Raw genomic sequence first — 26,328 nt, forward strand, 5'->3', positions numbered from 1 at the left:
AGAATCATGATAAAGAATTATTTAAAGCTTGCCTGGAGGAACTTATTGAAGAACAAAGGTTATTCTGCTATAAATATCGGTGGTTTGGCCATAGGCCTAGCTTGTTTCTTACTTATAGCCATTTTCATATCTAATGAGCTTTCTTTTGATGACTATCACGAAAAAAAAGACCGAATCTATCGAGTGGCGCATCACAGTAACGCTGAAGATCTTTCTGACACTTGGATTTGGGGAAACGCTCCAATAGGGCCTGCATTGAAGTCTGACTTTCCCGAAATTATTGAAAAAGTACAGTTCTCCGGTATAAGCGATATTTTGTTAGAATACAACAATCGCTCTTATCAAGAAAGTGAATGTTTTTACATGGACCCTTCTGTTTTCGACGTCTTTAGCTGGCCTTTGATTTCTGGAAATCCAAAAACCGCGTTAGAGGCTCCATATTCCATAGTACTTACAGAAACTACGGCCAAAAAATATTTTGGAGATGAAAACCCCATTGGCAAAACCCTTAATGGTATAGGGGGTCGGGCAGCAGATGGTGTTTATACCGTGACCGGCATTTTGAAAGACATTCCGGAAAATTCACATTTTACCTTCGATGTACTTATGTCCATGAGTAGTTTTTACCAGACACGGCCAGGAATTTTTGAACAATGGGGGTATGTAGATTTTTATACTTATCTCTTGGTTTCAGAAAACTTTAATCAAAACGTGTTTGAATCCAAAATCTCCGGGTTTTTAGACAAGCATATTGACCCTGAGGCAAGAAAGGAATACTATTATAGCTTTTCTTTGGAGCCACTTAACAGTATTTACTTAAACTCGACTGCAGATCGTCAACCAGGAGAAATAGGAAGTTTATCCAACATCTATATTTTTTCGATTATAGGCTTGTTTATATTGGTTATTGCCAGTATCAATTTTATGAACTTAGCCACTGCTCGTTCTATGGAAAGGGCCAGAGAAGTAGGTGTTCGTAAGGTGATTGGAGCCGAAAGAAAAGGGCTCATCTCTCAATTCCTCGGAGAATCATTGATTTTGGTTTTAGTGGCATCCGCGATCGGTATTGCAATTGCCTTTGTTGGATTGCCCTGGTTAGGTAATCTTACCAACAGAGTATTTGAGTTTGGTTCCATTTTAACACCTTCCGTACTTCTTCTTTATTTTGGCGTTACCTTAATTACAGGTTTGCTATCGGGAAGTTATCCAGCGATTGTTTTGTCTGGATTTAAACCTTCAAGTGTCTTAAAGGGATCATTTAGGGCATCTCCTCAAGGAAACAATCTGAGAAAGGGTCTTGTGGTGTTTCAATTTAGCCTTTCTATTGCCATGATTGCAAGTACCATAGTGGTATACAATCAGCTTGGATATATGCTCAATAAAGATATGGGCTTCACAAAAGAACAACAGTTGATATTGGATTTTAATTGGGATGGCACGGTACTTGGCAACGCCGAAACTATAAGAGAAGAGCTGTTGTCTCTCTCAGAGGTAAGCTCCGTTTCTCTGTCCAGAACCGTTCCCAGCAGCCATTTTCCTGCTGCAGGCACCGATATAGAAACTCCTGAAGGAAATATGGAGAATTTTTCACCCTACATCTATGAGGTGGACAATAACTTTATACAGCATTATAAAATTGATGTGGTTGCCGGGAGGGCTTTTTCACCAGATTTCCCAACAGACAGTATAAGTTCATTGGTAATCAACGAAGCTGCTGTCAAAATGTTTGGTTACAGTGATCCCCAACAAATAATTGGAAAGAAGTTCCAACAATGGGGCAGACAAGGCACTATAGTTGGGGTCTTAAAGGACTTTAATTATATGTCATTGCATGAAAAAGTAGCTCCATTGACGTTAAGGCAAGTACCATATGGAAGGTACTTTTCTCTTCGTATCCTTACAGATAATTATCAGAGTGCCTTAGCAACGATAGAAAAAAAATGGGCGCAATTGGTTCCACATAGACCATTCTTATATAGCTTCCTAGATGAAGCTTTTAACAAACAGTACCTAGCTGATATAAGATTTAGAAAGTTGTTTACTATATTCTCCTGTCTAGCCATTTTCATAGCCTGTTTGGGCCTATTTGGTTTGGCCACTTATAGCGCCATGCTACGCACAAAGGAAATTGGAATTAGAAAAGTCCTTGGCGCAGATATAAGTACAATAGTAGCCTTATTGTCAAAGGATTTTATCAAACTTGTAGGTATTGCCATTCTTATTGCCGTCCCATTTTCATGGTATGCCATGAGACAATGGCTAAATAATTATGCCTATAAAATCAATGTTGAATGGTGGGTATTCGTCCTTTCAGGTCTGATAGCTTTATTGATAGCCATTTTTACCATCAGTTTTCAAGCAATAAAATCAGCCACTAGGAACCCAGTTAAAGCACTAAGAACTGAATAATCACAATCAAAAACCGAGAATCATGATAAAGAATTATTTAAAAGTTGCTTGGAGAAACCTTTCCAAAAATAAAGGTTACTCAGCTATCAATATTGGTGGCTTGGCTTTGGGCATGGCCGTTACCTTGATTATTGGCCTATGGATTAACGATGAGCTGACCTACAATAGTTATTTTAAAAACAAAAATAGAATTGCCCAGGTTTTTCAATCACAAACTTTTAACAGCAATACGGGTACAGGACCCGCAATTCCCTTACCTCTGGAACCTGCGCTGCGTGAGAATTTTGGTGATAATTTCAAACATATCATGATGAGTTCATGGACTCAGACCAGTTATGTGAAATATCTAGAAAAAAGTCTATCCAGAACAGGAAATTACATGCAGCCCAATGCACCAGAACTACTGAACCTTAAAATTGTTAAAGGGGATAAAAATGGTTTACAGGAAATTAAATCCATTATGATATCCGAATCCTTGGCAGGAGCGCTATTTGGAGATGAGGAACCCATCGGAAAAGTTCTTAAAATAAGCAATCAATACGACTTAATGGTCACTGCCGTCTATGAAGACATTCCCTATAGTAACTCATTTAACGATACGGATTACATTATACCTTGGGAACACTATGTGGCCAATGCAGAATGGATTCAAAACTCGTTGGACAATTGGCAGAACAATTCCTTTCAGATGTTTGTGCAGATTGCGGACAATACCACTTTTGAAAGCGTAACCAATACCATAATAGATGTTAAAAAGAATGCAGATGAAGAAGTTGTACAGTACAACCCCAGAATCTTCCTATTGCCCATGGAAGAATGGTATTTGCGAAGCAACTTTGAACAAGGCAAGCAAGCCGGAGGACGAATCACCTATGTTTGGTTATTTGGAATTATAGGGGCCTTTGTTTTGATATTGGCCTGTATCAATTTTATGAATCTGAGCACTGCCCGTTCCGAAAAAAGAGCGAAGGAAGTAGGTATCCGTAAGTCGATAGGCTCTCAAAAAGGCCAGCTTATTTCCCAGTTTTTAAGCGAGTCCTTCTTGGTCGTGTTCTTTGCATATATATTCGCCATGGTCATAGTCCTATTGTCTTTAAATGGGTTCAACGACTTGGCACGAAAAGAGATTGCTTTCCCTTGGGGCAACCCTTCTTTTTGGCTGATTTCCATTGCATTCATCCTATTTACTGCACTACTTGCTGGAAGTTACCCTGCTCTCTATCTTTCCTCATTTAGGCCAGTTGATGTTCTGAAGGGAACTTTTAAGGCAGGGAAGTACTCAGGTTTACCTCGAAAAATTCTAGTAGTAATGCAGTTTACCGTTTCCGTTGCCTTCATTATCGGGACTTTTATTGTCATGCAACAAATCAACCATGCTAAAAATCGGCCCATAGGATATGACAGGGAAGGCTTAATTCAGGTTCCAACATTTGCCCAAGATTTTGAGGATAAAACCGATTTTATGCGGGATGAGTTTAAAAAATCTGGAGCCGTTGTTGAAATGGCTACCTCAAGCAGTCCAACAACCCGAATTTGGTCAAATAGAAGTGGTTTTACTTGGGAAGGCAAGCCTGATGGTTTTCAAGAGGACTTGGCATGGACTGAAGTTTCCTCAGAATATGCGAAAACCCTAAACCTGAAAATTGTGGAGGGCAGGGATTTCTCGAGAGACTTTGCTTCTGATTCCTTAGGGATTCTGATCAATGTTACCGCCAAAAAATATTTGGGCATGGAAAACCCTGTTGGAAAGTTGATACGGGATACTGATGAAGAAGATCCGGAACCTCCTATGAAAATCATAGGAGTGGTTGAAGATATGATTGCACAGTCCCCTTATGAACCCGTAAAACAAGCTTTTTACGTATACGACCGCTCTAACAATTTCAGCTACTATACCATGCGGTTGAATCCCAAGCAAAGTATGCGTCAAAACATTGCCGTTGTAGAAAGAGTGTTCAAACAACACTTTCCAGATATTCCTTTTGAATACCAATTTGTAGATGAGGAATATGGAGAAAAGTTTGCCGCCGAAGAACGTATAGGTAGTCTTTCCGGAATATTTACCGCCTTGGCCATTCTAATCAGTTGTTTGGGACTATTCGGATTGACTTCTTATGTGGCAGAACAGCGCACCAAAGAAATCGGTGTACGGAAAGTGCTGGGTGCCACTGTTTTCAACGTTTGGAACATGCTCTCCAAAGACTTCATGAAGTTGGTAATAATCTCCTGCTTTATTGCCATACCAATTTCGTACTACGTAATGAACGGTTGGTTGCAGGAGTATCCCTATCGAGTTATCCTTAAGTGGTGGATTTTTGCTCTGGCTATGTTGGGTGCAATGGGCATCACGGTATTGACAGTAAGCTTCCAGGCTATAAAAGCAGCAAAGTCAAATCCTATAAAAAGTCTACGTACCGAATAATCAAATCAAAAAACAAAAATCATGTTCAAAAATCATATCAAAATAGCGTGGCGTAGCCTAAAAAAACAGACATTTTTAACACTTCTCAATACTATGGGACTGGCAATTGGTATGGCCGGAGCTCTTCTGATAGCCCTTTTCATTCATGACGAACTAAGTTTCGATAAAATGTTTACTGATGCGGAGCGTATTCATCGAATAAATGTAGATGTTAAGTTTGGTGGTACAGAAAGTGTTTTTGCAGAAACCTCTGCTCCTATGGGAGAGGCAATGGTGGCGGATTTTCCACAAGTAACCATGGCCACTCGTTTCAATACGTTGGGGACCACTTTAATCCGTAGAAGCGACAAAACACAAAACACAAAAGAGGAGTATTCCACCTTTGTGGACGACACTTTCTTTGACATGTTTGGAATGGACTTGATTAAAGGTGATACAAAAACCGCACTGTCCGAACCCAATACGTTAATCCTTACAGAGTCTGCCGCACAGAAACATTTTGGCACTTTATCTGCTGTCGGAGAAACCATGGTCTTAAACAATTCAACCACTTATACTGTATCTGGAGTTGTTCAAGACATGCCAAAAAACTCATTTCTACGAGACTATTCCCTTTTCTTGGCTATGGCGGGAAATGAAAATGCTACGGCTGGAGAGTGGACCAGTCATAATTTTCCAACTTTCATCAAACTTGCCCCTAAGGCCAATATTGAAGATTTACAAGAACCTTTGCGCAACATGATGGGTAAATATGTGATTCCATATGCCCAAAGGTATTTTCCAGGAATCACAGAAGAAGCCTTCAAAGCTTCCGGAAACCATTTGATATATAGCACAATTCCATTAGTGGATATTCATCTAAACTCGCAACTTGAAAGTGAGATCAGCCCTAATAGTAGTATGCAAAATATTTACATTTTGTCATTCATTGGTTTGTTTTTGATTGTTCTGGCAAGTGTTAATTTCATGAACCTTTCCACCGCATACTCATTGAAAAGGAGTAAAGAAGTAGGTATACGGAAAACCTTGGGCTCTTCAAAGGCGGGACTGCTAAGACAGTTCTTTATGGAATCAGGACTGATTACCCTAATATCTCTGCTTTTTGCTCTTGTGCTGGCTACTTTTCTTCTGCCGTTTTTCAATGAACTCGCTGGGAAAGAAATATCCATACCGTTTGCAAATCCCTATTTCTGGGGAATTATTTTGGTGTCAGCCAGTATCCTTGGTATTTTATCTGGTTGGTATCCTGCCTTTTTTATGTCTCGGTTTATGCCTGTCGATGTATTAAAAGGTTCAGGGGATAAAAGTATTGGTGGCGGAAGGGTTAGGAATTCATTAGTTATATTTCAGTTTGCCATATCTGTATTTCTCATAATAAGCACCCTAATTGTATATCAACAACTAAAGTATATTCAAAGCAAAGATCTTGGCTTCTCTAAAGACCAGGTATTGATTATTGAAGACGTATTTGCCACAGGAGACCAAGCCACTACTTTTAAAGAACAAGTAAGTCAGCTGGCCCAAGTAAAAAGTGCTACGCTCTCCAGTTTTTTACCAACTCCATCTTCAAGAACCAATACAAGTCTCTTTCGTGAAGGTTTCAGCGATCCGGAAAGTGCCATTAACATGCAGTTGTGGAGGGCAGATAATGACTATATCTCTACGTTAGATATTGAAATGGTCTCAGGCAGGAATTTTAACCCCCAGTTTCCAGCAGATTCCTCCGCCATTATTTTAAATGAATCCGCGGCAGCCATTTTGGGAATGAATTCCAAAGAGGTTCTGGGCACTCGATTATCCGGCGATTTAGGAGAAGAGAATCCCTCTTTTTTAAATGTGATTGGGGTGGTTAAGGATTTTCATTATGAAACCTTAAGGAAGGACATAGGCGCGTTAAGCATTACCCTGGGCAATTCCACAGGGAATATGGCAGTGAAACTTGCTGCAGGAGACTTTTCAGAGGCGACAGCAGCCATACAAGAAATCTGGAATAATCTTGCGCCAGGACAACCTTTTAGTTATCGGTTCATGGATGACGCTTTTAATACTACTTATGAAGCGGACCAAAACTTAGGTCGAATATTCATCACTTTTACTATACTTTCCATTTTTATTGCTTGCCTTGGCTTGTTTGGACTAGCCACTTTCAATGCCGAAAAGCGTACTAAAGAGATTGGGGTTCGAAAAGTGCTTGGTGCCAGTGTAAGTCAAATCACATTCCGGCTTACTACCGACTTTCTGAGGCTCGTTGCGGTATCCATTTTAATATCGGTTCCAATAGGATGGTTAGCCATGAACAAATGGCTACAAGATTTTTCATATCGAATCGATATTAGTCTTACTGTTTTCTTATTGGCCGCCGCTTTGGCCGTTTTCATAGCGGTAATAACCGTTAGTTATCAAAGTATTAAAGCAGCTATCACAAATCCCGTGAAAAGCTTACGAACCGAGTAATCAAAAAACAACAATCATGTTTAAAAACTATGTAAAAATTGCTTGGCGGAATCTGCTAAAAAACAAGCAACAGACCATTATCAATGTATTGGGACTTACCGTAGGTACCGTAAGTTGTTTAGCCATTTTATTGTATGTCTTTGCGCAATTCGGCTATGATGAACACCATGAAGATGCGGCCTCCATTTTTAGAGTAGAAACCTTAATCGAAAGAGAGGGTAAAGACAATTTTGATACCGCAGCTGCTTCACCGCCAACAGTTTTTGCGCTAAAAGAGGATTTTCCAGAGGTTCAAGAGGCAACCCGAGTTGTATTGACAGATGTTTTCTACAGCAACCTTATCAGTGCTGCCGATAGCGAAGATGCATATTATGAACCTAGAGTGTATATTGCAGATTCTACCTTTTTTAAGGTTTTTACCTATAAGTTTTTAGAAGGCAATCAAAACAACGCATTAGATGAGCCTAATGCCCTAGTGCTTTCTTCCTCACTTGCCAACAAACTGTTCGGCAAACAAAGGGCTTTGGGCAAAGCAGTAATCTGGGGAAGTGGTGAAAGCGCCCAAACATTGACTGTAAAGGGTGTTTTTGATGACACCTATGCAAAATCACATTTGAAACCCAATTATATAGTAAGTATGAGTACGGAAGGAATGGGCACTTTTGTACAAAGTTTTCAAGATTTTGCTACCAATAACTTCGTCTATAGTTATGTGAAATTGGCTTCGAACTCGAATGTATCAAGCTTACAAAATAAACTGCCTGAATTTATTCAGGACAGAGCCGCTCAAGATATAGCAAACGCTGGTATGGACAATAAAAGATTGTTTCTGAGGAATGTCTCCGATATTCATTTATATTCTTCAGATAGGCCCAACCAGATCCATGAAGTTTCAAACATAAAATTTCTGTACTTTTTATTGACCTTGGCCTTTTTTATTCAATTGGTCGCCTGCGTCAATTTCATCAACCTCAGTACGGCCAGGGCCAGTAAAAGGGCAAAGGAAATCGGGGTTCGAAAAGTGGCAGGGGCATTTAAAAACACGCTAATGCGACAGTTTTTGGGCGAATCTTTATCGTTATCCCTCTTTGCAGTGTTAATCAGTATCCCCATAACCATGGTATTACTTCCATTGGTTAATGACCTTGCTGGTGTCAATTTGACCCATCAAAATATCATAAGTTGGAAAATCGGTTTCTTACTCCTTGGTCTGGGTATAATCACCGGATTGGTTTCAGGAATCTACCCGGCCACTGTACTATCTGCTATTAAGCCGATTAAAGCACTTAAGGGCAATACCATAATACAATCAGGGAATGGTGTATTTCGTAAGGCTTTAGTCGTTTTTCAATTTGTGATTTCCATTGCTTTGATAGCTACTGTAATTGTGATAACACAGCAATTTCAATTTACCCAGAAAAAAGATTTGGGTTATTCCAAAGACAACCTCTTGGCCTTGCGAATCGGAACAGACGAGGCTTCCAACAAGTTCGAATCCATGAGGTCTTCTTTTCTTGAAATACCCGGAGTACTGCATGTGTCAAGCGGACTTTATGCCCCATCCGAAGTTATACTAAGTGATAATGGCCTATATCTTCCGGGAGGAAATCGAGAACATAATACCCTTGTAAAAAGACATGGTATTAGTGACGGTTATTTTGAAACATTGGACATTCCTATTCTTAAAGGTAGGGATTTCACTCCAGCAGATACCATTGATCAAATCATTGTAAATCAGGCCACTCTGAAAATCTTCAATATTAATGAAGAGGATGCTCTGAGTGCCAGACTTATAGAGAGTTTTGGAGATGAGACTTCTGAAATGAGAATCATAGGTGTAGTAGAAGATTACCATTATGCATCTTTAAAACATGAGATTGCACCCTTGTTTCTATATAAGGAAGAGAGCCCAAACTGGTTGTTTATTAAAACTAAAACCACGGATTACGCACAGTTACTTAAAAACTTGGAAAGCAAATGGAAAGAGATAGTAAAGCAGGTTCCGTTCGATTATCGATTTGTTGATAGGGAAGTGGAAAGAATGTATGATGAGGAAAAACGTCTAGGACAAATATCCATGGTATTTACAATTCTGGCAATTTTCATCAGTTGTTTGGGTCTCTTTGGTTTAGTTTCATATGTTGCCGAACAGAAGAAAAAAGAAATTGGAATACGAAAAGTGCTTGGAGCCTCAGTGACATCTGTGGTTCAAATGCTCACCAAGGATTTTTTAAGATTGGTACTTATTGCCATGTCTGTTGCCACACCCTTAGCGTATTATTTCATACATCGCTGGCTGCAAGATTTCAGCTACCGTATAGAATTACAATGGTGGGTCTTTGCCTTTGCAGGGGGTTCTGCTTTGGTTATCACTTTCATTACCGTTGGTTTTCAATCACTGAAATCGGCAGTTGCTAACCCCGTGAAGAACCTTAGGGTGGAGTAAGTAGATTATCATGGATTACTGTTATAGTATCAATTAAAAATCATCAATCATGTTCAAAAACTATCTAAAAATAGCGGCTCGAAACCTCTTCAATAACAAAACCTATTCTTTTATCAATATTGGAGGGCTAGCTCTAGGACTAGCGGTCTCGATACTCATAGGTTTATGGATTCATGATGAAAAATCTTTTAATACCAATTTCAGCAATCACGACCGTATCGCACAGGTACTGGTGAACAAAACCAACAATGGGGAGGTACGCACCAGATTTACATTGCCCTACCCTTTAGCGGATGAACTACGCAACGTTTACCCCAATGATTTCAACCATGTTGTAATGAGTTCTTTTCCAGGAGACAATGTGCTATCTTCCAAAGAAAAAAACCTGAACAAGTATGGCGTCTTTATGGAACAAGGCGCCCTTAGTTTATTCTCTTTACACATGTTGAAGGGAAATCAAAGCGCACTTAACGACCCCAACGCTATAGTGATTTCGGAATCTACAGCTAAAGCTTTCTTTGGGGACAAAGAACCCATAGGAAAAACAATGCATTTGAACAATGATGCTGTGGTGACCGTTCGTGGCGTTTTTGAAGATTTGCCCCACAATTCCAACATATTTGAGACACTTGCCGCTTTTTCAGAAGGGAAACCTCTGGATTTTATTGCTCCATGGACTGTTTATGTATCTATGTACGAATGGGTGAAAACAGCACGGGACCGAAAATTATGGGACAATAATTCTTATCAGGTTTATGTGGAAGTGTCCAACCAGTCCAAACTTCAAGCCGTAAATGATAAAATAAAACATGCACTCTACGATCATGTTCCTGACCTGACAAAAAAGAGTAATCCAGAAATCTTTCTTCATCCGATGAATGATTGGCATTTAAGGTCTAGCTTTAAGAATGGTGTGTCCAGCGGAGGTGCAATCCAATATGTACGCATGTTCGGAATAATCGGTGTTTTTGTATTGTTGTTGGCTTGTATCAATTTTATGAACCTCAGCACTGCAAGGTCTCAAAGAAGAGCCAAAGAGGTAGGAATACGAAAAACGGTCGGCTCAAACAAAAACCAATTGATAGGGCAATTTTTGTTCGAATCCTTTTTGGTAACTTTTTGTGCATTTGTACTAGCCTGTGCTTTGGTAGGAGTCCTTTTACCCGTATTCAATCCCTTGGCAAACAAACAGATTGTTTTTCCTTTAGCAAAACCTATGTTTTGGTGTATTGGTTTAGGTTTGGTCTTGATTACCAGTCTCTTGGCCGGTAGTTATCCTGCCTTATACCTCTCTTCCTTCCGTCCAGTTAAAGTTTTGAAGGGAACCATCCGATCTGGTAAATCGGCAACTTCGTTCCGTAAAGTATTGGTCGTGGTGCAGTTTATGGTTTCCATCATCTTGGTTTCTGGCACCATTTTAGTAAATCGGCAAATTCAACATACAAAAAATCGTCCCATAGGCTATGAACAAAATGGCCTAATCATGGTTGAAAAAACCACTGCGGATTTTGAAAACAAATACAATACATTACGTGAAGCCTTCAAAAAAAATACTGGCGTAATTGAAATGTCAGAATCTTCAAGTCCTATGACCGAGGCCTGGCATAGTAATGGGGGTTATGAATGGGAGGGTAAAGATCCCAATTTTATTACCAATATTGTGAATTTTTATGTGTCCCATGATTATGGTAAGACCATAGGTTGGGAAGTGAAGGAAGGAAGGGATTTCTCAAGGGATTTTGCATCAGATTCAACCGCCTATGTACTTAACGAGGCCGCCGTAGAGTATATGGGGCTACAAGACCCTGTCGGGAAGACCATCCGATGGTATGACGGCGAGCATAAAGTAATTGGAGTAGTTAAAAACCTATTGACCGAGTCTCCTTTTGAGCCTGTTAAACAAGCAATTTACAGCATAAACTATCAGGAAACCAATTGGATTAACTTAAAATTATCTCCTGATAAAAGTCTAGCCCAATCATTGGAGCAGATTGAAATGGAATTTGCGCAAATAGCGGCTAATGTTCCGTTTGAATATCATTTTGTGGATGATGCCTTTGGAAACAAGTTCAAAGCTGAAGAGCGTATGCGAAAGTTATCTGAAATTTTTTCGGTTCTGGCCATTTTCATCAGCTGTTTAGGACTGTATGGTCTATCAGCTTTTATAGCCGAAAGACGTACCAAGGAGATTGGAATTCGAAAGGTATTGGGAGCGTCCATTTTGAGTCTTTTCAAGATGCTTTCTTGGGATTTTGTAGTCTTAATATTGTTGTCTGGTCTCATCGCAATTCCTGTTGCTTATTATTTAATACTACAATGGCTCCAAAACTACACCTATCAAATCAACATTCCTTGGTGGGTTTTTGGGGTGGCTATTTCTTGTGTAATGCTTACTGCTCTTTTTACAGTTAGCTATCAAGCGGTTCGAGCAGCCACTTCAAATCCAATAAAAAGTTTGCGCACAGAATAAGAAATCAATTAAAAACGAACCATTATGTTCAAAAACTATGTGAAAATTGCCTTACGAAATCTATGGAAAAATAGACTGTTCACGATAATTGGAATACTCGGCTTGTCCATTGCCTTTGGAGTGGCAACTCTTTTGACCATGGATTCACTTCATGAGCTTTCTTTTAATGATTTTCATTCCAATGGAGATAAGCTTTATAAAGTATTTATAACATGGCAAATTCCAAAGGGAACGGAGGTTGGAACAAGTCATCCAACCCCCTTTGCTGCTGCTCTAAAAACTGAAGTGCCTGGCATAGATAAAATAACTCGATTTGTTGAAGAGGAGGCCTTAACGATTTACAATGAAAAAGAGCTGGGCCTGGATGCCGTCTATGTTGATGGCAATTTTTTTGAAATGTTCAGTTTTCCCGTACTCCAGGGAGTACGGGAAAATATCTTGACTGATGTTTCTTCTACGGTAATCACAAAAAGTACCGCAACTAAGTTATTTGGTGATGAACATCCCATTGGAAAAACCGTGACCGTTTTAATCAATGGAAAAAATAAACCGTTTATTGTGAGGGCGGTTTCTGCAGATGAACCCGAGAATAGTTCGATTGAATTTGATATTGCGTTGCCCTTTGAGAAGCATCCGGAATATGAAGAAACAAAAGAACGTTGGAATGCCCAATATCATAGTGTTTTCCTCCAGTTGGAAGAATCGGTTTCAGCCAAAACATTTGAAGAAAACAGCAGGGCGTTTACCAATTTACATTACCAAGGAGCAAGTGAAAACCTAAAACGCGATGGAGCGCTGCCCAATGCAAATGGGAATTTTCTCCAGTTAGGCCTTTTACCTGTAACAGATATGCGTTTTGTAAGCTATAGCAAGGGCTATGTTGAAATAAGTAGGGCAAAAGTATTCATAGTTCTAGGGGTGGCCTTCCTAATATTATTTATAGCCTGCGTCAATTTTGTCAATATGAGTATTGCCAAAAGCGCGCAACGACTTAGGGAAATTGGAATGCGCAAAACCCTAGGTGCAGAGAAACGGCAGCTCTTTCTTCAGTTTTGGGGAGAGAGTCTTATCGTATTTATAATCTCGTTAGGTACTGGGGTGTTATTGAGTTTCTTATTAAAGGACAATTTTAAGACTCTGTTCGGTACCGGTGCGACCTTTGATATTCTGTTATCTCCCATCATTCTTTTTATAGCGCTACTTTTGGTATTGGTAATATCCCTGATCGTTGGGGGATATCCAGCGCTTTTACTAAGCCGCTTAACTACTGTTCAATCCTTGAAAGGAAAGTTGGATTCCTCTGGGAAGAATCATCTGCGTGATGCTTTAATCGTATTACAGTTTGGAATAGCCATTTTACTGATTAGTGGCACATTTATTCTTAACGAACAGCTCGATTACATGCGCAATAAAGATTTGGGCTACGACAAAGAACAGGTTCTTTCATTTCCTTTAAACGGGAAAAAGGATAGTTATGATGTGGTCAATCTACTTCGCGAAGAACTAAAGAACAATCCAAATATCATAGCAATCACTGCAGCTGACAACAATTTGGGAAGAGGAAGGGACGGTAGTCAATCTTCCAGTGTTTGGGGCTTTGAATACAAAGGAAAAAATGTTCGTACAAATGCATTAACCGTTGATTACGATTACATCAAGACCTTGGGGCTTGAGTTGAAAGAGGGCCGAACCTTTGATATCGCAAGAGAAAGTGATACACAAGCCGTTCTTATTAATGAAAGCATGGCTAGAGAATTGGAAGAAGAAACCCCGTTAACTGCTTTCCTACCAGCAGGCGACAGTGTGTCATTTGCCATAATTGGAGTGGTCAAGGATTACAATTTTCAGGATATCTCAAAGACCATAGAACCTCTCACTTTTTTCTTGGATAGAGAACGTGGATTGACATATGCTTATGTTAAAGTAGCCTCCTCAAATATGGCGGATTCTTTTACCTCTATTGAAAATGCATTTAAAAAAATAGAGCCCAATGCAGAGTTCTTGGGTTCTTTTTTGGATGAAAATATAGATAGAACCTTTAGACGGGAGAAAACAATGGCTGCTCTAATTACAAGCGGTTCCATCATCGCAATACTTCTGAGCTGTGTAGGCTTGTTTGCCATGTCAATGCTTATCACAAACCAGCGCACCAAAGAAATAGGCGTTCGAAAAGTAATCGGTGCTAGCGTAGCTTCAGTGACTTATTTATTGACCAAAGACTATCTAAAATTGGTTCTTATGGCCTTTGTCATTGCTACTCCGGTAGCATGGTGGTTTGCCAACGAATGGCTCCAAGATTATGCGAATCGTATTGATTTAAGTTGGCACTTTTTTGCTTTTTCTGGAGTTCTGGTCCTTCTTATTGCAGTTTTGACTATCAGTACCAAAACCATAAAATCAGCCCTAGCTAATCCTGTAAAAAGTTTACGTACAGAATAACAAAGTAAAGAACAGAAAACTATGCTCAAAAATCATATCAAACTATTCCTGAGGAACATTTCCCGAGACAAAAGTACCTTCTTTATCAACCTAGTTGGATTATCATCGAGCTTGACCTGTGTGCTCCTTGTTTTTTTATGGGTGAAGGATGAGGTGGTAAAAGACCAATTCCATGCCAACAAAGAGCAGTTGTACCAGGTTTTCAGACATGTGCCAAATGGCCAAGGCTCGTTGAACACCTACCAATCAAATTCTAGTTTGATGCTCACGACTTTACAACAGGAAGTCCCGGAGGTTGAGCAAGCGGTGGCCGTTTTTAGAATAAATGGAAACGCCATGCTACAAACTGAAGATAAAAAGCTCGCTAGTACCGGGTTCTTTGCCAGCGAAGATTACTTTAAACTGTTCTCCTTTCCACTTCTTGCTGGTGATATGAATACGGTCTTGCGTGATGTGAACTCAGTGGTCATTTCAAAAGAAATGGCGGAAAACCTATTTGGGTCCGAAGGCTTTCCAGTTGGAAAAAGTCTCATCATTAAAAACGGAGAAGATGGACTGGAAGATGTTTTTACTATCAATGGGATTTTTGAAATCCCTAAGAACTCCTCCCAAGATTTTGATTTTGTGCTTTCCTACAAAAAGTTCCTGCAAAACAGGGACATTAACGATATTCACTGGGGAAGTAATAGTTCTAGCATGTATGCGCTTTTAAAGACAGGCGTTGGAATTGAATCCTTTAATTCGAAAATAGAGGATCTCATTAAAAAGAAGGATTCTGAAAATCAAGCAAGTGTTTTCTTTGGACTATATGCCGACAATTATTTGAAAAATCGTTTCGTAAATGGAAAAAAATCTGGAGGACGAATTACCTATGTAATCCTTTTGTCCATAGTTGCTTTATTTATACTCATTATTGCGTGCATTAACTTTATGAACCTATCCACTGCCAAGGCCGCAAAGAGAATAAAGGAAATTGGGGTAAAAAAGGTGGTAGGTGCTGAAAAAAGCTCCTTGATTTTTCAGTTTTTAACCGAGTCCGTATTGCTTGCTTGCTTTTCTATGATTGTTGCCTATGCCATGGTAGCCCTAATTTTGCCTTGGTTCAGCAATATCACTGGAAAACAGCTAGAATTCCCTTTTAGCATTAGTCTCATTCTTATAATCGCAGGGATTGCCGTGGTGACGGGTTTAATATCCGGAAGTTATCCTGCCTTCTATCTTACAAAGTTTAAGGCAATAAGTGTTTTAAAAGGAAAATTGCCCACTTCCAGTGGAGATCATGTAATACGCAAAGGTCTGGTTATTTTTCAATTCAGTATTTCTATTTTGTTGCTTGTTGCCGTTAGTATTATTTACATGCAGTTGGATTTTATTCAATCCAAAAATCTAGGGTACAACAAAGACAATATTATTACCATTGAACGCCAAGATGGGTTGGTAAACAATATGGAGACTTTTCTCGAGGAAGCAAGAATGATTCCTGGAGTTGTAAATGCTTCTTATATGCAGGGTGATATGACCAACTTTAGTAATTCCTCTTCCAATCATAGGTGGCCAGGTCAAAGCGAAGAATCCAAGAAACTTACGTTTAGGCATGCCCATGTGGGTCCAGATTTTATAGAGACCATGGGTATTGAAATGAAGGAAGGCCGTTCCTATATCAATGAGGTTCCCAATAACAATTCTAAAATAATATTAAATGAAACCGCTGTAGAACTAATGGGCCTTGAGAATCCTATTGGAACTGTTATTGACATGCGCGGTCCAAATCGAGAAATAATAGGAGTGGTGAAGGATTTCAATATTCAATCCCTATATGATGAAATCACGCCTATGGCTCTTGTCTGCCGGTCAGAATGGATAAGTACGTTATTAGTAAAAATAAAGGCCGGCGAAGAAAAGAAAACCATAACTGCACTTACCCAATTATTCGAAAAATTCAATCCTGGACTTCCTTTTGATTTTGATTTTTTGGACGCCCAATACGAACAACTCTACCTGTCTGAGCAACGGGTGGCTTCCTTATCCAAGTATTTGGCAGGACTTGCAATTTTAATTTCATGTTTAGGACTTTTTGGATTAGTAACCTTTACTGCTCAGCTCAGGAAAAAGGAGGTAAGTATCAGAAAAGTATTGGGGCAGACCACATCACAAGCCTTTATCATGTTATCCAGCGAATTTGTGAAACTAGTTATGGCAGCCATGGTCATAACCTTGCCAATCGCCTATCTCATGGCAAACGACTGGTTATCTGATTTTGCCTATCGCATACCTTTACGGATTTGGTATTTTCTAGGTGCAGGATGTACTGCTCTAATAATTGCCATGTTTACGGTTGCGGGTCAATCCCTAATGGCGGCAAAGAGTAGTCCGGCAAACGCATTGAGACAAGAATAAAACTTAGAATAAAAACAATGTTATGTTATTACAATTAAAAAACATCTTCAAATGGGTCAACTCAGGTGGCCAACGTATTTTTCTGCTCAAGGATATCAATTTTGAGGTGTCCGAAGGTGAGTTTATCTCTATTATGGGTCCTTCTGGATCAGGTAAGTCCACATTGCTCAACGTCATTGGAATGCTGGATGGTTTCAATGAAGGAGAGTATCATTTTTTGGATGAATCGGTTCATTCCTTAAAGGAAAAACACAGGTCAAATCTATATAAAGAATATATCGGTTTTGTTTTCCAATCGTATCATTTGTTGGATGACCTAACTGTAAAGGAAAACTTGGAGATGCCTTTACTTTATAAAAAATACAGCTCTTCAGAACGAAAAGCTAAAGTTGCCGACATGTTGGACCGATTTAATATCGTAGGAAAGAAGGATCTCTTTCCTGCGCAATTAAGTGGTGGGCAGCAACAGTTGGTTGGAATTGCCAGGGCTTTGATTTCCAATCCAAAACTCATTTTGGCAGATGAACCCACAGGAAACCTAAATTCCAAACAAGGAGAGGAAATCATGGAGCTTTTCAAGAAATTGAACGATGAAGGCGTAACCATTATTCAAGTGACCCATTCCGAGAAAAATGCAGCATACGGTTCAAGGGTTATCAATCTTTTGGATGGCAGGATGATTTAATGGTACCCTTCCGGATGTAGTTCATCATACTCCGTGACTTCTTGAAAGTACTTGGCCAACAAAAGTATTTTTCCTTCGTCATAAAGATTCCCTACCAAGGTTAGACTTGTAGGGAGTTTTTCATCATCCAAACCCGTAGGTATGGCTATAACCGGATGACCTGTTAGGTTCGTAATGACCAACTGCCTGTTTCCGAAAGAAGGGGATATCAACACATCATAATCCTTCATTATCTGATGCATCTTTTCGATAAGGACCTTTCTATGTCGATTGGCCTGCAAATATTCCACTGCGGGAATAAAACGGGATTGTCTCAATGAATTTGCACGCGACCTCTTGTGTTGTTCCACCATTACATCGACCTCCCCTGATCGTACCAATTCATCAAAAAACGCACCTGATTCCGATCGTAAGATAATGTCAAATCCATCATAAGGTACGTCGGTGGGCAGACTTACAGGTTTTGGTTGAATCCCCATTTTTTTAAACGTGGTCATTGCCTTTAGTAAATTGCTTTTGCCCTTTGTAGTATCCTTTTCAATATCATCTTTCAAATAGGCCACTTTAAGGGTTTTAACGTCCATCTTCGGGTTAAAGGAAAAAGGAATTGAATTTGTTGTTTTATCCTTTTCATCCTTTCCTTGAATAATGCTAAATACAATGGCACAATCTTCAGCATTTCTACACATGGGGCCGACCTTGTCCATTGACCACGATAAGCTCATCACCCCATGTCTACTTACCCGACCATACGTAGGTCTTAAGCCTGTTATTCCATTTTTTGAGCTGGGTGAAGTAATCGAACCCAAAGTTTCCGTGCCCAAGGCAAAAGGCACCAAACCCGCTGAAGTTGCACTGCCAGATCCGGCTGAAGAACCACTGGCTCCTTTCGAAACATCCCATGGATTCCTTGTTTTTCCTCCAAACCAGACATCGCCACGAGCCAGAGCTCCAGAAACCAGTTTGGCCACCAAAATTCCACCAGCGTCATCCAAACGTTTCACCACAGTAGCGGTTTCTTCAATTTGCTGGGTTTTATAGGGTTCAGAACCCCATGTAGTGGGATACCCTTCAACAGCCATCAAATCCTTAACGCCATATGGAATGCCATGTAAAATTCCTCGGTACTGGCCTTGCGCAAGCTCTTTATCTAGTCGTCTTGCCCGTTCCAAGGCGAGTTCTTCCGTTATAGTAATGGTACATTCTAGTTTGGGACTGTACTTTTTCAGCCTATCCAAATAGAATTGGGTAAGCTCCAAACAGGTTATTTTCTTATTCTTTATTAGCGAAGCTAATTTTGGAATGGTGAAGAAAGCTATTTCACTTCGGGAGTCCGGCATAGGAACATTATCTGAAACCGTCCAAGTCGAAACCGTATCATTGAAGGTGGGAATCTGAAAACCGCTAGGTTTGGGGTCAAACAAAATGGCAGGAAAAACCTCATTGGCAATACGGTACTTGCGCAAGGAATCATATGCTTTTTTGTTCCTCTCCAAATATCCGTAAAGGGTATCTATCTTTTGTTTTGAAAATTCAATCCCAATTAATTTCTGGGATGTTTTGATATTCTTCTTTGTGAATGTTTGTTTTTGCGTTCCACACGCTATTAAAAGAAGTGTTGTCAAATAAACGGCAAGTTTTGGATTGCGTGCTTTTAAGAAGCTCATATATGAAGTTTATCAAAAGTTGTCCTATTGATTGATTGTATTAAAGGATAGAAACTGCACCCATACTTCATCAATCAAATTATGTGAATATAAGAATATCCAAATTGCTTTTTTAGCTATGCTAGCCCCGCCAAATCCTTTCCTACTGTGCTTCCGAGTGCTACGCCCATTCCACCAAGTCTTACCCCACAAAATATGTTGGACGAAATTGCTTCAAGAATTGGTGTTTTTTGGTGGCCAACCCCCATAATACCGCTCCATCTTTGAGCAATTTCGAATTCTTGATTGGGGAGAATAACGTCTTTCAGCAGACTTTCCAATTTATTTTGGATAAGTTCAGTTTCTCCCATTTCAGCAGTTTCTTCACCTTCAATATCCAAGTTTCTCCCTCCTCCCAATAAAATACGATTGTCTAAATTTCTGAAATAACAATACCCTTCATCCAAATGAAAAGTCCCTTTGATGTTCAAATTGGGAATGGGTTCTGTAATCAATGCTTGTGCTCTTGCTGGTTTTACCCTAAGTCCTGAAAGCAGTTTTGAAGCAAAACCATTCGTGGCCACAAAAGCCTTTTGGGTAAAAAATTCAAAATCATTTACCAAAACGGATACCTTATTTCCGAGCTCTTCTAATTTTTTCACCTCCATTCCGTTCAGCACTAAAATACCCTTAGAAGAGCATTGCTTTAAAAGACCTTGCATCATACTTCCAGTATCAATTTGTCCTTCCAAGGTATGGGTGATGTATTGGCTTTTTACTTTGGTGAATCCAAAATCATTGTTCCTTCTTTCAAAAACGCTTCTCCCAAAAATAGGTTGTAGCAGTTTATTTGTATAGTCTAACTGTTGGTTGCACTTCTCGAAGAGCTCGCTATCTTCTTCCAAAAAAACCTCATGACCACCATATTGTTGATAGTCCAAAGCTTTATCGCCCAAAATCTGACGTAATAACTGGATGCCTTCCCATCTGGTTTTGACCAATTGCTGTACTTCTTCTTCCGAATGGGTTTCTAGGTCTGATAATATTTCAGAAATACTTCCGAAACAGGCAAACCCTGCATTTTTGGTACTAGCTCCCTGGGGCAAAAGACCCTTCTCTAAAATCAAAACTTTACGCTTTGGGTACTTTTCTTTTAGAAAAAGAGCACAACTAAGCCCCACAATACCGCTGCCCACTATAGTGAAATCAATATTGGAAAACCAGGTTTTATATTCCCAATAACTTAGTTTCATAGAACAAAAAACCCCGATAAATCGGGGTCTTATTTAGTAATCATATTTTTCATCCATTTCAAAATCCTCCATGAACTTGGTGGTGTAGTTTCCTGCCAAATAATCTGGGTGATCCATCAATTGACGGTGAAATGGTATGGTTGTTTTTACACCTTCGATAACAAACTCATCTAAGGCACGTCTCATCTTGTTGATAGCCTCCTCCCGAGTTTGTGCTGTGGTTATCAACTTTGCCACCATGGAATCATAGTTTGGAGGGATAATGTATCCGCCATACACATGTGTATCCAAACGTACCCCATGTCCTCCAGGCATATGCAAGGTTGTGATTTTCCCAGGAGAGGGTCTAAAGTTGTTGTATGGGTCTTCTGCGTTGATACGTACCTCAATAGAATGTAATTTCGGAACATAGTTTTTTCCAGAAATTGGAACACCACCTGCAACCAAAATTTGCTCACGAATCAAATCATAGTCTATTACTTGTTCCGTGATAGGATGCTCCACTTGAATACGGGTATTCATCTCCATAAAGTAGAAGTTTCGGTGCTTATCGACCAAAAATTCCACGGTTCCTGCACCTTCGTATTTAATATATTCAGCAGCTTTAACTGCCGCTGCACCCATTTCTTCACGAAGTTTATCGGTCATAAAGGGAGAAGGTGTCTCCTCCGTTAACTTTTGGTGTCTTCGCTGTACAGAGCAATCTCTTTCGGATAAGTGACAAGCTTTTCCATATTGATCTCCTACTACTTGGATTTCAATGTGTCTTGGCTCCTCAATCAATTTCTCCATGTACATTCCGCCATTACCAAATGCAGCTGTAGCTTCTTGGACAGCACTTTCAAAGTTGCTTTCCAGCTCATCCTCACTCCAAATAGCACGCATTCCTTTTCCACCACCACCTGCAGTGGCTTTGATCATTACAGGGTAGCCCATTTTTTTGGCTACTTTTTTGGCGTCCGCAGCATCTTTCAATAATCCTTCGGAACCAGGGATAGTTGGAACACCAGCTTTTTTCATAGTTTCCTTAGCTGTGGCCTTGTCTCCCATTTTGTCAATTTGTTCACCAGAAGCACCGATAAATTTAATCTCGTGTTCCGCACAAATCTTGGAAAACTTGGAGTTTTCAGAGAGAAAGCCGTACCCTGGATGAATGGCATCAGCATTAGTTATTTCTGCAGCAGCAATAATGTTGGGTATTTTTAAATAGGATTCACTACTTGGCGCAGGGCCAATACATACGGCTTCATCCGCAAACCTAACATGTAGACTTTCTTCATCAGCTTTTGAGTAAACTGCAACGGTTTTTATTCCCATTTCCTTGCAGGTCCGTATTACTCGAAGGGCAATTTCTCCCCTGTTCGCTATTAATATTTTTTTGAACATAACTTTTCGTTTAAAAATTCAAATTTCAACAACCAAATTCCAAGCTTTTGTTTTGGGATTTGAGATTTGAATATTGAAATTTCTAACTAGGGTCTACCAAGAATAGAGGTTGGTCAAATTCTACTGGAGAAGAATCATCTACCAATACTTTGACCACTTTTCCGGAAACTTCCGATTCAATATCATTGAAGAGCTTCATTGCCTCGATTACACAAAGCACATCTCCTTCACCTATAGTGCTGCCCACTTCAACAAATGGTGGTTTGTCTGGAGAAGGTTTTCTGTAGAACGTTCCGATAATTGGCGATTTTATCGTTATATACTTTGAGTCATCGGCTTCAGCAGCTGGTTCAGCGGCTGGGGTTGGAGCTGCGGCCTCTGGGACTGCGGCTACCGGAGGAGCGGCAGCAACAGCTGGTGCTTGGGCCATTGGTACTTGCTGTACAATCGTAGTTTCTGGAGTACTTGTACTGGGTCCAGTGCGAATGGTTATCTTAACATCCTCCATTTCCAGCTTTACTTCGCTGGCACCTGATTTGGCTACAAATTTGATTAGACTTTGAATTTCCTTAATGTCCATGGAATATGATTTAGTTAGTCAGTTTTATGAATTATAGGCCCATTTCAAATAAATGGCACCCCAAGTAAATCCTCCGCCAAATGCGGCAAAAATAAGGTTGTCCCCTTTTTTCAGTTGCTTTTCGTAATCATGTAATAGCAATGGAAGGGTTGCAGAGGTAGTATTACCATACTTGTGTATGTTCATCATTACCTTATCTTCATCCAGCTCCATCCTATTGGCGGTAGCGTCAATAATTCTTTTGTTGGCTTGATGTGGTACCAGCCATTGTACATCTTCATGCGTCAACTCATTTCTATCCATTATGAGTTTAGAAACATCTGCCATATTGGAAACAGCAAATTTGAAAACGGATTTTCCATCTTGATGCACAAAGTGTTGTTTGTTCTTCACGGTTTCTTCTGAAGGTGGAAGTATAGACCCTCCAGCTTCAATCTTTAAAAACTGTCTGCCTATTCCATCCGACCTTAGGTGCTCATCTTGAAGGCCAAGTCCCTCTTCATTGGGTTCGAAAAGGACTGCTCCGGCCCCATCTCCGAATATGATACAGGTGGTCCTATCCGTATAATCAATAATGGAAGACATTTTATCTGCTCCAATCAGCAAAACCTTTTTGTAACGCCCAGATTCTATATAGCTTGCCGCGGTTGACATTCCATAGAGAAAACTCGAGCATGCAGCCTGTAAATCGTAAGCGAATGCATTCTTCGCCCCAATTTCTGACGCCACATAAGCCGCCGTAGCTGCAACTGGCATATCTGGTGTAGCAGTGGCTACCAAAATGAAATCTATTTCTTCGGGTTTGGTTCCGCTCTTTTGCATTAAATCCTCTGCGGCTTTTATAGCCATAAAGGATGTTCCCGCATTTTCTTCTTTAAGGATTCTTCGTTCCTTAATTCCTGTTCTGGTAGTAATCCATTCATCATTGGTATCTACCATGGTTTCCAGTATTTTGTTTGACAAAACAAATTCTGGGAGGTAAGCTCCTACAGCTGTGATTGCTGCCGTTCTTTTTTTCATACTAATGCCTTTCTCTGTCAAAAAGGTTGAAATTTGACCAAAAAGTGGTGAAAATTAGTCAATTTTCATGAATTTCAGTCGAAAATCGCTTTGTTTTTGAATTTCAGCCTCAAACAAAAAACTCCCGTTGTAACAACGAGAGTTTACTTGATATTTTTTTGATATGGCTTAAGCAGCTGTTTCTTCTTCGGTTTTATCAATTAAAACCTGGCCTTTATAATAAAGTTTGCCTTCGTGCCAGTGTGCTCTATGGTATAAGTGCATTTCTCCAGTAGTAGGGTCTTTGGCAATCGTGGGCATGGATGCCTTGTAATGAGTTCTTCTTTTATCCCTTCTGGTTCTAGATGTCTTTCTTTTAGGATGTGCCATTGTTTCCTATTTGTCCGTTAATAATTTTTTTAAATCGTCCCAACGGGGATCGGTATTTTCTGATGATTCTTTTATTGCTTTTGGTTGTAATTCTTCCAGCTTGTCCAAAACTTCTGATTGGAGACTCCCGTCCAATACCCCTGGGTGAACCCTTTTCTGCGGAACGGCCAATACCAACATTTCATAAACATATTGTCCAATGTTGAACTGATGTTCCCCGTATGGAAGAATCAGGATTTCGTCATTTTCATCATCATAGGTTTCCCCAAATTTGATGACAACTTTGAGATTTGATGTTAACGGTTGGTCAAAAGCCTCTCCTGTAAGATCACAATCTACGTTGACGTTTCCTTTAGAAGCCAGTTCCAGTTCCATCATATTGTTCATCTTGTTCAATACAGCGGTAACCTTTATATCAGCTCCATTAAATTCTTGATATCCAAAAGATTCAAAGAACGTATTCTCTATTTCGTACTCAAACTCGTGTTTTCCTAACTTCAATCCCGAAAAAGGAATAAAAAACTCCTTTGGTTCCATCATTTTTACACTTAAAATTCGTGCACTGCCCCCTTAAGGCGGGTGCAAAGATACTATTTATTTGAAAACCTGCAATCTAAACCCATTATTAATATAGCGGACAACTCTATATTAACTTGCTTTCCTTGTTTTTTGTTTTTGCAACGGATTTTTTATCAGCTCTTTGTACTCAGCTCGGTTTTTATAAATCTGTAGCCCTGTAAAAACTGCTTCTTTAAAAGAGCTTGGGTCCGCTTGTCCTTTTCCTGCAATTTCAAATGCTGTTCCATGGTCTGGAGAAGTCCGAACTGCATTTAAACCAGCGGTATAGTTCACCCCTTTTCCAAAAGAGAGTGTCTTAAAAGGTATCAATCCCTGGTCATGGTATGCGGCTATTATGGCATCGAACTTTTTATGACCATTGGAACCAAAAAAACTGTCCGCAGAATACGGCCCATAAACCAATGTCCCTTGGTCAAATAGTTCCTGTATAATGGGTTTCAATATTTTATCATCCTCCTTACCTATGGTTCCGTTATCTCCACTATGCGGATTAATACCAAGAAGTGCCACTTTGGGGCGACGAATTCCAAAATCCATCTTCAAGGATTTAACAATAGTGTTTACTTTTTCTCGAATTAACTGGGGCGTAATTGCTTGGGCCACATCTTTTACCGCTATGTGATCCGTCAATAATCCCACTTTTAGTTCATCCGTAACCATAAACATCAGACTTTGACCTTCTAATTCTTGGGCCAAATAATCTGTATGGCCGGGAAACTTGAAGGTATCTGACTGAATATTGTTTTTGTTGATTGGCGCTGTGACCAACACATCTATTTTTTCCTCTTTCAATGCTTTTACGGCAGCTTCAAAAGATTTTATTGCAAAGGCACCTGCCTCTTCTGTGGATTCCCCGAATTCGATTTTCGGAGTATCTTTCCAGACATTGACTACATTGATTTTTCCATCAACGGCATGGGAAGCATCCTTTATTCCATTAAAACTGATATTTATTTGTAAAGCAGACTTTTGTCCGGAAATCATTTTGTTGGAAGCGAAGAAAATCGGCGTACAGAAGTCCAACATTCGCGAATCTTCAAAGGTCTTCAATGCGACTTCACAGCCAATTCCATTATAATCTCCTATCGAAATCCCCAATTTTATTTTTCCTTTTTCCTTCATTAAATCATCTTCAATATGGCTACTTTTACATTACAAAACTACTCATTTAAACTATTTCATGTTTACCGGAATTATAGAGACCTTGGGAAACGTACAGCTTTTGCAAAAAGAAGGAGGCAATCTACACATCACTGTAAGTTCAGATATAACACATGAACTCAAAATTGATCAGAGTGTTTCCCACAACGGGGTTTGCCTAACTGTGGTTTCCATAAATGGAAATCAATACACCGTAACGGCTATTGAAGAAACCCTAAACAAGACCAATTTAGGAGATTTAGCTGTTGGCGATACAGTAAATCTAGAGCGTGCCATGAAGTTGGGCGCTCGTTTGGATGGCCATATTGTTCAGGGACATGTAGACCAAACAGCCTCCTGCACCCAGATTGAGCAAAAAGATGGTAGCTGGTTCTTTACGTTCTCATACGATTCATCTTTGAACAATGTTACCATTGAAAAAGGTTCCATTACAATTGATGGGGTCAGTCTTACCGTTGTAGATTCTGAAAAAGATAGGTTCAGCGTAGCAATTATCCCATATACCTATGAACATACACGATTTGGGAGCTATACGGAAGGTGTCACAGTAAATTTGGAATTCGATGTTATTGGGAAATATGTTGCGAGATTGATGGAACTTCGTAATTAGTT

Annotated in this window: 17 protein-coding genes; 9 read left to right on the plus strand and 8 right to left on the minus strand. The window is 39.7% G+C overall.

Translation table 11 applies throughout. The annotated features are described in order from the left end of the window. Window positions 1-6: 6 nt before the first annotated feature. From ACOKFD_RS11850 to ACOKFD_RS11885, 8 genes are read left to right on the plus strand one after another with little or no spacing between them, the layout of a single operon-like run. Entirely contained in the window at window positions 7-2,409 is a 2,403-nt protein-coding gene (locus tag ACOKFD_RS11850) for an ABC transporter permease (protein WP_422858125.1), read from the plus strand. A 22-nt stretch (window positions 2,410-2,431) separates the two neighbouring features. After that, window positions 2,432-4,831 (plus strand): ABC transporter permease, encoded by a 2,400-nt coding sequence (locus ACOKFD_RS11855; protein WP_298996280.1) that lies wholly within the window; start codon window positions 2,432-2,434, stop codon window positions 4,829-4,831. Window positions 4,832-4,852: 21 nt separating this feature from the next. Further along, the gene (locus ACOKFD_RS11860; protein ID WP_422858126.1) at window positions 4,853-7,285 is read left to right on the plus strand and encodes an ABC transporter permease; all 2,433 of its coding nucleotides are present in this window, start codon (window positions 4,853-4,855) and stop codon (window positions 7,283-7,285) included. 16 nt (window positions 7,286-7,301) lie between these two features. After that, on the plus strand, window positions 7,302-9,731 hold the full coding sequence (locus ACOKFD_RS11865) for an ABC transporter permease (protein ID WP_422858127.1): 2,430 nt from the start codon (window positions 7,302-7,304) through the stop codon (window positions 9,729-9,731). Window positions 9,732-9,780: 49 nt separating this feature from the next. Further along, window positions 9,781-12,201, plus strand: coding sequence for an ABC transporter permease (locus ACOKFD_RS11870; protein ID WP_422858128.1), 2,421 nt, complete (start codon window positions 9,781-9,783; stop codon window positions 12,199-12,201). 24 nt (window positions 12,202-12,225) lie between these two features. After that, a complete protein-coding gene (locus ACOKFD_RS11875) occupies window positions 12,226-14,640 on the plus strand; it encodes an FtsX-like permease family protein (RefSeq protein ID WP_422858129.1) in 2,415 nt (804 codons plus the stop codon). Between the two features lie 21 nt (window positions 14,641-14,661). Beyond that, window positions 14,662-17,037: an ABC transporter permease gene (locus ACOKFD_RS11880; protein ID WP_422858130.1), complete on the plus strand. Its 2,376-nt coding sequence runs from the start codon at window positions 14,662-14,664 to the stop codon at window positions 17,035-17,037. A gap of 22 nt (window positions 17,038-17,059) precedes the next feature. After that, window positions 17,060-17,722, plus strand: a complete 663-nt coding sequence (locus ACOKFD_RS11885; RefSeq protein WP_422858131.1) for an ABC transporter ATP-binding protein — start codon at window positions 17,060-17,062, stop codon at window positions 17,720-17,722. Here the strand turns inward: ACOKFD_RS11885 and ACOKFD_RS11890 are convergent. The 8 genes from ACOKFD_RS11890 to pdxA form a co-directional block, all read right to left on the minus strand. After that, window positions 17,719-19,389, minus strand: a complete 1,671-nt coding sequence (locus tag ACOKFD_RS11890; RefSeq protein ID WP_422858132.1) for an amidase — start codon at window positions 19,387-19,389, stop codon at window positions 17,719-17,721. The two genes, ACOKFD_RS11885 and ACOKFD_RS11890, sit on opposite strands and share 4 nt — an antisense overlap. 116 nt (window positions 19,390-19,505) lie before the next feature. Continuing rightward, window positions 19,506-20,621 (minus strand): NAD(P)/FAD-dependent oxidoreductase, encoded by a 1,116-nt coding sequence (locus tag ACOKFD_RS11895; RefSeq protein ID WP_422858133.1) that lies wholly within the window; start codon window positions 20,619-20,621, stop codon window positions 19,506-19,508. A gap of 33 nt (window positions 20,622-20,654) precedes the next feature. Continuing rightward, window positions 20,655-22,007 carry an acetyl-CoA carboxylase biotin carboxylase subunit gene (accC, locus tag ACOKFD_RS11900; RefSeq protein WP_298996263.1) on the minus strand — a complete coding sequence of 451 codons (1,353 nt, stop codon included), beginning with the start codon at window positions 22,005-22,007 and terminating at the stop codon, window positions 20,655-20,657. A gap of 82 nt (window positions 22,008-22,089) precedes the next feature. Beyond that, on the minus strand, window positions 22,090-22,587 hold the full coding sequence (gene accB / locus ACOKFD_RS11905) for an acetyl-CoA carboxylase biotin carboxyl carrier protein (RefSeq protein WP_298996261.1): 498 nt from the start codon (window positions 22,585-22,587) through the stop codon (window positions 22,090-22,092). Between the two features lie 24 nt (window positions 22,588-22,611). Further along, on the minus strand, window positions 22,612-23,607 hold the full coding sequence (locus ACOKFD_RS11910) for a beta-ketoacyl-ACP synthase III (RefSeq protein ID WP_298996259.1): 996 nt from the start codon (window positions 23,605-23,607) through the stop codon (window positions 22,612-22,614). Window positions 23,608-23,775: 168 nt separating this feature from the next. Next, window positions 23,776-23,976, minus strand: a complete 201-nt coding sequence (gene rpmF, locus ACOKFD_RS11915) for a 50S ribosomal protein L32 (RefSeq protein WP_298996257.1) — start codon at window positions 23,974-23,976, stop codon at window positions 23,776-23,778. Between the two features lie 6 nt (window positions 23,977-23,982). After that, window positions 23,983-24,516: a YceD family protein gene (locus ACOKFD_RS11920; protein ID WP_422858134.1), complete on the minus strand. Its 534-nt coding sequence runs from the start codon at window positions 24,514-24,516 to the stop codon at window positions 23,983-23,985. Window positions 24,517-24,624: 108 nt separating this feature from the next. Then, entirely contained in the window at window positions 24,625-25,677 is a 1,053-nt protein-coding gene (gene pdxA / locus ACOKFD_RS11925; protein ID WP_422858135.1) for a 4-hydroxythreonine-4-phosphate dehydrogenase PdxA, read from the minus strand. Window positions 25,678-25,735: 58 nt separating this feature from the next. Here pdxA and ACOKFD_RS11930 point away from each other — a divergent pair, with 58 nt between their 5' ends. Beyond that, on the plus strand, window positions 25,736-26,326 hold the full coding sequence (locus ACOKFD_RS11930) for a riboflavin synthase (RefSeq protein ID WP_422858136.1): 591 nt from the start codon (window positions 25,736-25,738) through the stop codon (window positions 26,324-26,326). The last annotated feature ends 2 nt before the right edge of the window (window positions 26,327-26,328 follow it).

It is taken from the genome of Flagellimonas ulvae (assembly GCF_049333175.1).
Taxonomy (GTDB): Bacteria; Bacteroidota; Bacteroidia; order Flavobacteriales; family Flavobacteriaceae; genus Flagellimonas.

What these genes read in the sequence shown, in the direction of transcription:
- ACOKFD_RS11865 (WP_422858127.1), top strand. Translation starts at nt 7,302, where the DNA reads ATGTTTAAAAACTATGTAAAAATTGCTTGGCGGAATCTGCTAAAAAAC.
- ACOKFD_RS11880 (WP_422858130.1), top strand. Translation starts at nt 14,662, where the DNA reads ATGCTCAAAAATCATATCAAACTATTCCTGAGGAACATTTCCCGAGAC.
- ACOKFD_RS11895 (WP_422858133.1), bottom strand. Translation starts at nt 20,621, where the DNA reads ATGAAACTAAGTTATTGGGAATATAAAACCTGGTTTTCCAATATTGAT.
- ACOKFD_RS11910 (WP_298996259.1), bottom strand. Translation starts at nt 23,607, where the DNA reads ATGAAAAAAAGAACGGCAGCAATCACAGCTGTAGGAGCTTACCTCCCA.
- ACOKFD_RS11885 (WP_422858131.1), top strand. Translation starts at nt 17,060, where the DNA reads ATGTTATTACAATTAAAAAACATCTTCAAATGGGTCAACTCAGGTGGC.
- rpmF (WP_298996257.1), bottom strand. Translation starts at nt 23,976, where the DNA reads ATGGCACATCCTAAAAGAAAGACATCTAGAACCAGAAGGGATAAAAGA.
- pdxA (WP_422858135.1), bottom strand. Translation starts at nt 25,677, where the DNA reads ATGAAGGAAAAAGGAAAAATAAAATTGGGGATTTCGATAGGAGATTAT.
- accB (WP_298996261.1), bottom strand. Translation starts at nt 22,587, where the DNA reads ATGGACATTAAGGAAATTCAAAGTCTAATCAAATTTGTAGCCAAATCA.
- ACOKFD_RS11850 (WP_422858125.1), top strand. Translation starts at nt 7, where the DNA reads ATGATAAAGAATTATTTAAAGCTTGCCTGGAGGAACTTATTGAAGAAC.
- ACOKFD_RS11930 (WP_422858136.1), top strand. Translation starts at nt 25,736, where the DNA reads ATGTTTACCGGAATTATAGAGACCTTGGGAAACGTACAGCTTTTGCAA.
- ACOKFD_RS11860 (WP_422858126.1), top strand. Translation starts at nt 4,853, where the DNA reads ATGTTCAAAAATCATATCAAAATAGCGTGGCGTAGCCTAAAAAAACAG.
- ACOKFD_RS11855 (WP_298996280.1), top strand. Translation starts at nt 2,432, where the DNA reads ATGATAAAGAATTATTTAAAAGTTGCTTGGAGAAACCTTTCCAAAAAT.
- ACOKFD_RS11890 (WP_422858132.1), bottom strand. Translation starts at nt 19,389, where the DNA reads ATGAGCTTCTTAAAAGCACGCAATCCAAAACTTGCCGTTTATTTGACA.
- ACOKFD_RS11920 (WP_422858134.1), bottom strand. Translation starts at nt 24,516, where the DNA reads ATGATGGAACCAAAGGAGTTTTTTATTCCTTTTTCGGGATTGAAGTTA.
- ACOKFD_RS11875 (WP_422858129.1), top strand. Translation starts at nt 12,226, where the DNA reads ATGTTCAAAAACTATGTGAAAATTGCCTTACGAAATCTATGGAAAAAT.
- accC (WP_298996263.1), bottom strand. Translation starts at nt 22,007, where the DNA reads ATGTTCAAAAAAATATTAATAGCGAACAGGGGAGAAATTGCCCTTCGA.
- ACOKFD_RS11870 (WP_422858128.1), top strand. Translation starts at nt 9,781, where the DNA reads ATGTTCAAAAACTATCTAAAAATAGCGGCTCGAAACCTCTTCAATAAC.